13 protein-coding genes are annotated in these 11,350 nt (G+C 61.5%); all 13 read right to left on the bottom strand.

Annotated features, from left to right (window positions below; translation table 11 throughout):
• Positions 1-39: 39 nt before the first annotated feature.
• The 13 genes from HY028_03395 to HY028_03335 all read right to left on the bottom strand — a co-directional run bounded on the left by HY028_03395 (position 40) and on the right by HY028_03335 (position 11,254).
• Entirely contained in the window at positions 40-756 is a 717-nt protein-coding gene (locus tag HY028_03395; protein ID MBI3343902.1) for an urease accessory protein, read from the bottom strand.
• On the bottom strand, positions 753-1,652 hold the full coding sequence (hypB, locus tag HY028_03390; protein MBI3343901.1) for a hydrogenase nickel incorporation protein HypB: 900 nt from the start codon (positions 1,650-1,652) through the stop codon (positions 753-755). The genes HY028_03395 and hypB overlap by 4 nt, the downstream gene beginning before the upstream one ends.
• Positions 1,652-1,981 (bottom strand): hydrogenase maturation nickel metallochaperone HypA, encoded by a 330-nt coding sequence (hypA, locus tag HY028_03385; protein ID MBI3343900.1) that lies wholly within the window; start codon positions 1,979-1,981, stop codon positions 1,652-1,654. The genes hypB and hypA overlap by 1 nt, the downstream gene beginning before the upstream one ends.
• Before the next feature lie 10 nt (positions 1,982-1,991).
• Positions 1,992-3,053, bottom strand: coding sequence for a hydrogenase expression/formation protein HypE (gene hypE / locus HY028_03380; protein MBI3343899.1), 1,062 nt, complete (start codon positions 3,051-3,053; stop codon positions 1,992-1,994).
• A gap of 10 nt (positions 3,054-3,063) precedes the next feature.
• Positions 3,064-4,215, bottom strand: coding sequence for a hydrogenase formation protein HypD (hypD, locus tag HY028_03375; GenBank protein MBI3343898.1), 1,152 nt, complete (start codon positions 4,213-4,215; stop codon positions 3,064-3,066).
• Positions 4,212-4,904 (bottom strand): SIS domain-containing protein, encoded by a 693-nt coding sequence (locus HY028_03370; GenBank protein MBI3343897.1) that lies wholly within the window; start codon positions 4,902-4,904, stop codon positions 4,212-4,214. The genes hypD and HY028_03370 overlap by 4 nt, the downstream gene beginning before the upstream one ends.
• Positions 4,905-4,916: 12 nt before the next feature.
• On the bottom strand, positions 4,917-5,198 hold the full coding sequence (locus HY028_03365; GenBank protein MBI3343896.1) for a HypC/HybG/HupF family hydrogenase formation chaperone: 282 nt from the start codon (positions 5,196-5,198) through the stop codon (positions 4,917-4,919).
• Between the two features lie 10 nt (positions 5,199-5,208).
• The gene (gene hypF, locus HY028_03360) at positions 5,209-7,686 is read right to left on the bottom strand and encodes a carbamoyltransferase HypF (protein ID MBI3343895.1); all 2,478 of its coding nucleotides are present in this window, start codon (positions 7,684-7,686) and stop codon (positions 5,209-5,211) included.
• Entirely contained in the window at positions 7,605-8,804 is a 1,200-nt protein-coding gene (locus HY028_03355; protein ID MBI3343894.1) for a hypothetical protein, read from the bottom strand. Before HY028_03355 ends, hypF begins: the two co-directional genes overlap by 82 nt.
• Positions 8,805-8,817: 13 nt before the next feature.
• Positions 8,818-9,600, bottom strand: coding sequence for a NifU family protein (locus HY028_03350; protein MBI3343893.1), 783 nt, complete (start codon positions 9,598-9,600; stop codon positions 8,818-8,820).
• Positions 9,601-9,732: 132 nt separating this feature from the next.
• Entirely contained in the window at positions 9,733-9,957 is a 225-nt protein-coding gene (locus tag HY028_03345) for a hypothetical protein (protein MBI3343892.1), read from the bottom strand.
• Between the two features lie 13 nt (positions 9,958-9,970).
• Complete coding sequence (locus tag HY028_03340) at positions 9,971-10,204, bottom strand: hypothetical protein (GenBank protein MBI3343891.1); 234 nt, start codon at positions 10,202-10,204, stop codon at positions 9,971-9,973.
• Positions 10,205-10,246: 42 nt separating this feature from the next.
• Positions 10,247-11,254: a hypothetical protein gene (locus tag HY028_03335; GenBank protein MBI3343890.1), complete on the bottom strand. Its 1,008-nt coding sequence runs from the start codon at positions 11,252-11,254 to the stop codon at positions 10,247-10,249.
• Positions 11,255-11,350 lie beyond the last annotated feature (96 nt).

The following is an 11,350-nucleotide window of genomic DNA, read 5'->3' as shown; positions in this document are numbered from 1 at the left end:
CGGACTATGCCCTACGTTTAGACGGAGTCAACGACGCAGCTAAATCAAGAGCCGTTCGATCACCGCGATATGGTAGATAAGATGCGCGCCGATAAGAACCGTGGCTACACCGACGCCCGCGTTCAGGAGGCTATGCGCGCGGCTGAGATACGCGGCGGAAAGCCGCAGCGAAATGCCGATCACCACCGATAGCACGGCCATGCCAACGATCGAGCCGACGCCGAAGAGCGCGATGTAGACCACGCCCCACGCCGGCGAATGAATCGCCTCGAGGCTGAGGAGTACGAGCACGGCGGAACCTGCGAGCCCATGCATCATGCCCACGGCCAACGGCCGCATCGGCAGCCGCTTGGCGTGCTCATGCTGGTGCAGTGAATACTTGTGCTCGCTCTCGCCCTTGTGCGAATGGGCGTGTAGGTGGACTCGGCCGAAGTGCCGATGGGCGTGAAAATGAATGCGTGCGCGCCGCAACCGCCACAGAACTTCGCTCCCCAAACCGATGAGCATGATTCCGACAGCGATTTCCAATCCCTGCGCGAAATGTACGGGTATCGCGGCGCCTATCAGCAGCACGCCACCGCAAACGGTCATCAGGGTTATGGTGTGCCCCATCCCCCATACCACGCCCTGACGCACGACGTCGGCTACCCTCGTGTGCCGGGTGGCGAGGCTGGCCACTGCGGCGATGTGGTCGGCTTCGAGGGCGTGCTTCATGCCGAGCAGCACGCCTATGAGCAGGATGCTCGCGAGCGTCATACCGCGGAGTGCACGAGTCGTCCCATTTGCGACGAATGCAGCAGGTCTTGCAGCCAATGGTACCAGTCTTCCATGCCTGCGCCGGTCGTTGCCGACACGCGCAGCGCCTGGATGTTCGGATTCACCTGTCGTGCATTGGCGATGCACCTCTCGACATCGAAATCCACATACGGCAGGAGGTCCATCTTGTTGATGAGCATAAGTTCGGAGGCGTGGAACATGTGCGGATACTTGAGCGGCTTGTCGTCGCCCTCCGTCACTGAGAGGATTACGATCTTCGCCCGCTCACCCAGATCGAATAGCGCCGGACATACGAGATTGCCGACGTTCTCGATCATCACCACCGAATCCGCAGGTGCGTCGAGCGCGGCCAGCGCCTCGCCCACTATTTCCGCCTCCAGGTGGCAGCCCTTACCGGTGTTGATCTGGATCGCCTTGCAACCCGTGGCGCGGATGCGTTCGGCGTCGTTCATGGTTTCCTGGTCGCCCTCGATGACCGACATTGTAACGCGGCCTCTCAGATCGCGGAGGGTGCGCTCGAGCAGCGAGGTCTTGCCCGATCCCGGCGAGCTCACGAGGTTCAGCGCGAGTACGCCCCGGCTGGAAAGCCAGCCACGATTACGCTCGGCGATACGCCGGTTCTTGGACAGAATCTCCTGTTCCAGCGCGATGGTGGTTCCGTGCAGCGCCGCGGGAATCGCTTCCACCACCGCCTCATGCGTATGCGGGTGCGTATGGGCGGGTGCGTAGATCGCAGTATGAGCGTGGGGGTGTCCAGGGTGGCCTTCGGCATGCATGTGATCGCGCTCAGCTTTTGTGAGTATCCGCATTGCACCGCTTGCCGGGTCAGTGATGATGACTCCCTCCATATTTGAACAACCGCATGTCGTACACATCAGGCTACCTCCATTTCCTTGATATTCAATTCGTCGCCACCGCGCCGCACGAGATGGGTACCGCCGCAAACGCAACGGGCGAGGATGTCATGGAGCGCAAACTCCGCGCCGCAATCACGGCATGTCGCACTGCCGGGCGTTTGCATGATGTCCAGGCGCGCCCCTTCGAGCGGCGTACCTTGGGTGCATATATCGAAACAGAAGCGGATCGCCTCCGGCATGATGGCCGAAAGCTCGCCGACTTCCAGTGTGACCCGCAGCACTTTGCGCTGTTGCGCATGCTCACTCACGATGGCGACCACATTGCGGGTGATGGAAAGCTCGTGCATACCACCCTCTTCAGCAAATGCGCGGCAATTGCTCGCCCACCAGCATATCCACGATGCGGCTACCGCCGAAGGAGGTTTCCATCACAACCATCCCCGCGGGCGAGGCGCATACTTCACCGATGAGCGCTGCCCGTCCGCCCACCGGATGTGCGCGCATGGCGGCCAGCACGCTGTCGGCCGCTTCTCGCGGGACGATGGCGACGAGCTTGCCTTCGTTCGCAAGATAGAGCGGGTCGAGCCCAAGGATCTCGCAGGCGCCCTTGACTTCCTCGCGTACCGGCAGCGCCGCTTCACGGATGCGCATGGCCAGTCCCGAGCTTTGCGCGAATTCGTTAAGCACCGTCGCAGCCCCCCCGCGCGTCGCATCGCGCAGGCTGCGTACCGCCGGACAGACATCCAGAATCGCATCAATCAACCCGTTGAGAGGACAGCAGTCGCTTTCCACCGAGGTCTCCAGTGCAAGCTCGTTGCGCGCGACGAGAATCGCCGCGCCGTGGTCGCCGAGATGACCGCTCACGATGATTACATCGCCTATCCTGGCGTTCGCCGCGGCGATATTTACTCCGGCGCGCACGACGCCGATGCCCGCCGTGTTGATAAACAGTTTGTCCGCCGCGCCGCGCTCCACCACTTTGGTGTCGCCGGTGACGATCATAACACCCGCCGCTGCGGCCGTGGCCTGCATGCTGGCCACCACCCGGCGCAACAGTTCGACCGGCAAGCCCTCCTCGATCACCATGCTGCAGGAAAGAAACAGCGGACGCGCGCCGCTTACTGCGAGGTCGTTGACCGTGCCTGCCACCGCGAGCGTGCCGATATCGCCGCCGGGAAAGAACAACGGATCGACGACGTAGGTATCGGTTGTGAAGGCGAGCCGGTCGCCGTAACACGCCAATTCGGCGAGGGGGATCACCGCCTGATCTTCAAGGCGTGCGAGCAAGGGATTGTCGAAGGCGCCGACGAAAACGTCTTGAATGAGGTCGCGCATCGCCTTCCCGCCGCTGCCATGCGACATGTTGATCTGCGTGTCGCGTAGTAGTCTGAGAGGCTTGAGGACGCGGACGGGATTCATGTCGGCGAGTCTAGGCAACGACGGCATCGGTTTGACGTTTCAACCCGGAAATGTCAATGCGGCCATAGTTGTAGTAAGCCGCGCATGCGCCTTCCGATGAGACCATCAGTGCGCCGAGCGGCGTCTCGGGCGTGCAAGCCGTGCCGAAGACTTTGCACGCCTGCGGCTTGATGACGCCCTTTAACACCTCGCCGCACTGGCAGGAGGTAGCATCGGCGATGCTCACCGTCTTCACCAGGAATTTCCGCTCCGCGTCGAAGGCGGCGTAAGCCTCGCGGATCTTGACGCCGGAATGATCGATCGAGCCCAGGCCGCGCCACTCGAAGAATTCGCGCGGTTCGTAGACTTCCTGCACCGCCTCGAGCGCGGCGGCGTTGCCATCGCGGGGCACGATGCGGCTGTACTGGTTTTCCACTTCGGCGCGACCTTCCGCGATTTGCTTTATCACCATCCATAGGGCGTGCAGCACGTCTAGTGGCTCGAATCCTGCGACGGTGATCGGTTTGCCATAATGCGCTGCGATGAAATCATAAGGGCGCGTGCCAATGACCATACTCACGTGCCCCGGTCCAAGAAAGCCATCGATCTGCAGGTCAGGTGAATCCAGTATAGCCTTGATGGTCGGAATGATGGTGATGTGATTGCAGAACAGCGAAAAATTTTTAGTCCCTTCGGCCTTTGCTTGGAGCAGGGTAAACGCCGTGCTGGGCATGGTGGTCTCGAAGCCGAGGCCGAAGAATATCACTTCACGATCCGGGTTTTCGCGCGCGAGCTTCAGCGCATCGAGCGGCGAATACACCATGTGCACGTCCGCGCCGTCCGCCTTGGCCTTGAGCAGGCTCTTTTTCGAGCCTGGTACGCGCATCGCATCGCCGAAGGTAGTGAAGATCACCTCCGGCCGCTCGGCGAGCGCGACGCAGTCGTCCACACGTCCCATCGGCAACACGCACACCGGGCAGCCGGGGCCATGCACGAACTCCACTTCCGGCGGGAGCATCTGCTGGATGCCGTAACGGAAGATGGAGTGAGTGTGACCACCGCACACTTCCATAATCTGCAACGGACGATTGCGGACGCGGCTGGTGGATTTCACCAGCACGGCGATTTCAGCGAGCAGCGTGCGCGCCTTTTCGGGATCACGAAACTCGTCTACATACTTCACAGGCTTTCCTTATTCACGAGGCCGCCGCGTCGGTCGGCGAGCAGTGTGTGCACGAGGTCCCACAGAATGTGGTAGATGGCCACGTGCGTTTCCTGAATTCGATGAATGCTCTGGCTCGGCACCACCAGGCAATGATCGAGCAGCCCGGAACGCGCCATCTTTCCTCCATCTCCTCCGCTGAGCCCGATGGTGACGACCCCCAGTTCGCGCGCCTTGGCGAACGCCGCGATGAGATTTTCCGAATTACCGCTGGTGGAAATGCCGATCAGTCCATCCCCCCGCCGCGCCAGCGCGACGAGCTGACGCAGGTACACGTGACTAAACCCCACGTCGTTGCCCACTGCGGTCAGCATCGCGGTATCGGCGACCAGGTTCACCGCTGTCAGCGCGGGCCGGCCGGCGGTGACCGGATGCTGAAACTCCACGGCTACATGTGCGGCGTCGCAACTCGACCCGCCGTTGCCCATGGTGAAAAGACGCCCGTTATTTTCGTAGACGCGCGCCACTGCGCGGGCTACTTTTACCATCGCTTCGCGATTTGCCGCGAAGAACGTCTGCTTCACAGCAATGCTGTCCGCCGCTTTCTGTGCTACGGATTCAGCCAATGCACGATCGAGCGTGCCCGTATCCTGCCGGTCGCCGCGCAGGAAGGGGTACAGTGCATTGAGCGCGTCGCGCGTGTTGGCCATAACTGTCTCGACTTAGATCGCCGCGGATTGCCGCATGGCGTCAATCTCAGCCTGAACCTCACCCAGTTCCGCCAGGAGCTTCAGCGTCTTTTCCGCCTCTGCCTCGTCAATGCGGCTCATGGCAAAACCCACGTGTACGAGCACCCAGTCTCCGACGCACGATGCGGCCGGATGTTCCTCGTTTACCACGCACGCGATGTTGATCGTGCGCCTGACGCCGCCTACGTCAACGACCGCCAGTTTCTTGTGCGGATCGGTTACTTCTACGATTTGTCCTGGAATGCCCAAACACATGTCATGGCTCCTATAAGGAAGAATGTGCGGCACGCGCCGCGGCGACAGCGGCTTGACCGAGCGCGAGCCCGCCGTCGTTAGTCGGCGCCTGGCGGTGGGTGAGTACGGTGAAGTCCAGCGCGCGCAGCCGTTTTACCACCTGCTCCATGAGCACTGCGTTCTGAAACACGCCACCCGAGAGCGCGACGGTGCGAACGGGCTCCTCGACGCTCTCATACCGCGAGAGCTTGTCCACCATGCGCACAATCACGATGGCGAGCCCCTTATGAAACCGCGCTGCGATCACTGGCACGGGCGTCTTGAGGATCAAGTCGCCGAGCAGCGCCTGCCACATAGCGAACGGCTCGATGTAGGGCAGATTATTTACATTGAGACGAGGAATTGAGAATGGATAGGCGAGTATCTCATCTTCTTCTTCGAGTGTCTTTTCATCCACCAAGGCCTCCAGCCTGATGGCGGCCTCGCCTTCGTAGCTCACGGATTCACGCAGGATACCGCATGCCGCGGCGACGGCATCGAAAAGTCTGCCGCAGGAACTGGCCGGCGGACTGTTCACGCCCTTCTTGATCATATCATCCAGTAACGCGCGTGGCTGCTTTACTAAGAAGTCGTGTAGATCAAGCTCGGCATAGTTCATGGTGAAGTGCGCCCAACCCATCTCCGCCATGAGGTGTGCATAGGTGTTGCGCCAGGGTTCGTAAACGGCGAGCTCGCCGCCCGGCATGGCCACCGGCTTGAAGGTGGCGAGTCTGGTGAAATCGCGATAATTGGCGCGCAGGAATTCGCCGCCCCAAAAGGTTCCATCCGCGCCGTAGCCCAGACCGTCGAGCGCGACGCCGAGTATCGGCGCGGAGTCCAGTGGGAGTCCATTTTCCGCCATACAGGCGGCGATGTGCGCATGGTGGTGCTGCACTTGTATAAGCGTGCGGCCTTGCGTTTCGGCCAGATCGCGGCCGTGTTTTGACGAGAGGTATTCCGGATGGGCGTCGATGGCGATCACCGCGGGCGAGAACTCGAACAGCGCCTGATAGCGCCGCAACGACGACTCGTAATCGGCAAACGTATATGCGTCTTCGAGGTCGCCCATGTGATGGCTTAGGATGGCCTTGCCCTCGCGCAACAGGCAGAATGTATTCTTGAGCTCGCCGCCCATGCCGAGCACGGGTGGCGCTGTCTCGAAGCCTGCGGGCAAGCGGAGCGGCGCAGGCGCGTAACCACGGGCGCGGCGGAGGATACGCGCCTCGCCCGCGCTCACGGCGACGACCGAATCATCCACACGGCAGGCGATGTCGCGGTCATGCATCAGGAAAAACTCGGCGATGCCGCCGAGTCTTTGCCGCGCGTCGCCGTTAGCGATGCACTGCGGTTCATCGGAGAGATTACCGCTGGTAAGCACGATGGGCCGGGTCATGCGCTTTAATAAGAGGTGATGCAGCGGCGTGTTGGGCAGCATAAACCCCAGCGTCGCTACGCCGGGTGCGACGCTCTCGGGCAAGCGTTCAGCGGCGGCGCGCAGCAACACGATGGGTGCAGCAGCACTCGCAAGCAGCGCCAGTTCTTCATCGGAGGCTTCGGCATAGCGGCGGATCACGCCCGCGTCGCGCGCCATGAGCGCGAAGGGCTTGCCCCCGCGCCGCTTCAACTCCCGCAGCCGTGCAACGGCCGCACCATGGGTCGCATCACAGGCCAGTTGAAAACCGCCCAGCCCTTTGATGGCGGCGATATGTCCGCGCTGTAAGAGCGTGCAAGCGGCGTCCACGTCGTCCATCATCGTGTAGGCGTGAACGGCCACGGCTTTGCCGTCAGCTCGTTCGATCCAAACTCTCGGCCCGCAGGCATGGCAGGCGGTGGGTTCCGCGTGAAAGCGGCGGTCCTGCGGGTCTCCGTATTCGGAGGTGCAAGACGGGCACATGCGAAAATGCGCCATGGTGGTTCGCGCCCGGTCGTAAGGGATCGCCTCGATGATGCTAAGGCGCGGACCGCAGTGCGTGCAGTTAGTGAACGGATAACGGTAGCGGCGCGAGAATGGATCGAAGATTTCGTGCAAGCACTCGCTACAGGTCGCCGCGTCAGGCAGAACACCCGTCGTCACGTGCGTGGCGCGGCTTTCCACAATGCGGAAATCATCGGCATAGATAGTGATCTCGCACGGGCCGCGAACGATCTCGTCAATGCGCGCAAGCGGCGGGGGATCAGTCCGCAACGCGGTGACAAAATCCTCCAGCGCGCAGGCTTCGCCGGACACGTGGATCACCACGCCATCGCCGTCATTGGCCACGGTGCCTCGCAGTCCATGGTGCTGCGCGGAGCGCCAGACTGTAGGCCGGAAGCCGACGCCCTGCACCAGCCCGCGTACCACAATGCGCTCTGCGCGTTCAGAAGTTTCAATCACGCGCTCCGGTGCATTCACGCTCGCATTCCTTCGTTCAGGCGCCACAGCATGACGCGGTTGTTGCCCGAATCGCTCACCACAACAGTCTCGCCACATGCACTGACGGCGTAAGGCCAGCATAGGCTGTCGCGCGCCGGCAACTGCCAGCGGTTGTCGCCCTTCGCCATGAAATCGGCCTGGCCGGTGAGGGCGCGTGCCGCCGCACCGGACGCGCAGTCGTCCGCGCGCCAGCCCAGCAGGCGCGAATTGGCGGTATCGGCGACCAGCAGCCACTCGCCCGCGGCGCTAATGCCATACGGCATATTAAGTGTCGCCGCGCCAGGCCAGTAGAGCGACTGGTTGTGGTCAACCTGCACGAAATCTTGTTGTCCCAGCACGTAGTCGCAGGATTTATTGTTCTGGTCCGGAACCGTGTCCCAAACCATAATCCGGTTGTTGCCCGCATCGGCCACGCACAACCGACCATCCCACAGCACTATGCCGTGCGGCCAACGCATGGACATGGCCGACGGATCGCCACCGCCGTTCTCGTCACGCCAGCACATGCCGGATTGCCCAAACACCAAGTCCGCCGCCTGTCCAGTGTGATCCGGAAGGCCATGCCACATGAGTACACGGCGGTTGCCGCTGTCTGCAACCCACAGCCGCTCTCCGTCCCAATGGACGCCGTAGGGCCAGAACAGGGTATCGGCGTCTGGCGTCTGCCCGCCGCGATTGGCTTCAACACTCTCAAAGCCGCTATGCCCGAGCACGATATCCGCAGGTGTATGACTCTGCGTAGGCAGCTCGCGCCAGATCAGCACGCGATGGTTCCATGCGTCGGCAACGGCCAATCCTGCTCCGCAGAGGCAGATCCCGGTAGGCACGTTGAGCGTGGCCGGACCCGGCGTGTTCTTGGCGTTGCGTCCTTCGTAGTGAAAGTCCGGCTGGCCGATGATCCAGTCGGCCGGCGCGCCGTCGGACAGAGGGATGCGTGTCCATCCCAAGAGGCGGTGATGGCCGGTGTCGCATACCCACAAGGGGCCTCCAGGCGACCCGAGACAAGCGCCGCGCGGCCCGAAGAGCGTGGCTGCGGAAGGCACAACGGGAATCGCAAGTCTGTCGTCACCGCACGTACCGCCGAGAGAAACCTGCGGGCCCACTGGATCGAGCAAGGGAAACGCATCGCTGCGCGCTGCCTCGCGCTTCAGCGCGGGGGTGAGGCTTACGCGCAGCGCCGTCGTCACTTCATTCCTCCAGACGCACTTGCACGCGCTCGCCCATCACCTTGACGGCGTGCACCGTGAGCTGCACTTCGGGCGCCGTCAGGCACTCGCCGGTCTCCAGCAGGTACTTGAAGCCGTGATAGGGACAGGTAATGACGCCGTCCACGATCTCGCCCATCTCGAGCGCCATGCCGAGGTGGGCGCAACGGTTGTCCATGCAACTCACTTGTGTACCTTGCCGGTAGAGCAGCAACGAGCGCCCCTTCAGTTCGCGCTCGAGAATGCTACCGTCGGGAATTTCGTCGAGCCGTGCCGCATCGATCCAACCGTCGCGTGTCCTGAGTGCGAAGGGGCTGACGAAGTGCAGCGTCGCGACGCCATTCCCTGCAGGCTTAGTCTCAGTCCGGCCTTTGCTCACTTGATGGATGTGAAGAATCTCTGGGCAATGTTGCCGGATCGCTCTCTCCACGCCTTCGGTAAGCGTCTGGCTGGAGGCGGGGCAGCCGTGACAGGCGCCAACGAGCCGCACTTCCACGGTGTCGAGCGGCCTCACCGCAACCAGTTCCACGTCGCCGCCATGCTGGTGCATGAATGGGCGCACCTCGTCGAGAGCTTTTTGCACGCGAACCTCAAGCGGCTCACGCACCAGCCCATGAAATAGCAGCACGCCGTAGACGACCTGATCGCCCAGCGCCTCCCGTAACCTGACGCCAGCTGCGGGATCATCTTTGAGCGCGCGGATGAGCCGCTTGAGGGCTTCCTTATGCAGATCTTCGATGGCGGATTTGAGCGCCTGCACGGTCATCCGTTGACGGTCGTCCCAATCGCCGACGATGGCCTCTAGGCTGACAATAGTCTGAACTAGGTGGTCCAGTTCACCATTCTGATTCGCTATCCTCTCCGTCACACCCTGCGCATTCACGGCGGCCCCTGTCACTTAGTTGTACTTGAGATCCTTGAAGAGATACGGCTGTAGAAATCCCGCGCCGAAGGCGGTTACGACAACAGCGAACCAAACCGGCAAGCCAATCTTGGCAAGGACGAGGAAAATAACGAGCGCGATGCCGAACCCGATGAGCCATTGCCTTGCGACGGCCTTCGGCTCGCGGAACAGCTTGCCGCGCAAGAAAAGTTTCAGCGAGTTGAGAAACATATCCCACATGGCGGCGTCTCCTTCAGATGAACTTCAGCAGAATGAGTCCCAGCAGGATCGCCGGCACGGCGCCCGTGGGTCCGAACATAGCGCCCATCAGCGCCGCAAGTTCATCGCCCAGACTCTTGCCGGCAAGTTTTACCCCGGCGGCGGCCCCACCTAAAAGCGCGATTAGAAACGAAGCCATTATCCAAACGAGCCCCGTGCTCCAGGTGATGTGTCCGGCGGCGAGCTGCGCGATGAAAGACTCCTGCATTCTATAAACTCCTGTGCATTGGCTGAGTGTGATGGAATTGTCTTAAACCAGCCCGGCGGCGTCATTGGTATTAGCGGAAGCATAGGGACGAAACGCCTCGGCAAGCTCATCGAGCGCCTCCCCGAGGGCAGCGGCACTGTCGGTCTGATGGAAGCGCGCAAAGATTTTCTTCGCCTCTTCGTACATGCGCGTCGCCTCGAGCAGATTTACCCGCTGGCCCGACTCCGGACATTCGGGGTCATCTGGCAGGTTGCGTAACACGTTCGCCTTGTTGGCGAGGGTATTCGCGTATTCGAGCGGCGTGTCGCGCGCGTTTCTCACCTTGAGCGCCTCATCATAGGCCTGTAACGCACGCAGGTTGTTCTCCACGACATGGCTGCTGGATACGTATTGTAAGGCGTTACCGAGGTTGTTCTGCACCATCGCATATTCGCTGGGGTGGTCTACGATATTGATTACTTTGAGAACTTCCTCGAACGATTGCACGGCGAGCGCCTCGCGCATCCTGGCGCGCTCGTCGGTGACCGGAAGGGATAGATAGGCAATGGCGATGTTGTTGTGCAGGATTGCAAATTCCTGCGGATAGGCCTCGCGCGTGAATACCCGCAACGCCCGGTGGTAATACTGGATGGCGTCCTGAATTTTCGCCTGCCCTGCACCGGCGAGCGATTGCAGCACCAAGCCGAGGTTCATTTCGACTTCCGCGACCTCTTCCGGCCTGCCGCCATCGCGCAGCACCGAGAGTGCGGTCTCGAAACAGGATTGCGCGCGATACAAACTGTCGCTGCTTCCATCCGGCAACCTCTGCAACGCTGTCCCCATGCGTGCCGTAATGCGCGCGCGCAGCAGTGGTGATTCGCGCGGACACAGTTCGAGAGCGCGCTCGTAGAGCACAACCGCGCGGTGCAGTTGTCCCGTGCTCTTCGGGCGAGATTGCATGCCCACGGCGATTTCCATGAGCATCTCGGCCTTTTCACCGGCTGAGGCGGCATCCGATTCGACCGCGGCGATGGCCGCGGCGAACTCTGCTGATGAGATATCTTGCGCCACCGCTTCCTCCTTCCAGTTTTTTATAGGTCTCGTTACTGCTGGGACATTAACGATAAGTGTAGGTAGCCCTCTAAAACATGTCAATTGCTATTTCAT

It is taken from the genome of Gammaproteobacteria bacterium (assembly GCA_016195665.1).
Lineage (GTDB): Bacteria > Pseudomonadota > Gammaproteobacteria > SURF-13 > SURF-13 > JACPZD01.
The sequence above is the reverse complement of the archived record's forward strand: the minus strand, read 5'-3'. Positions and strand labels throughout refer to the sequence as shown.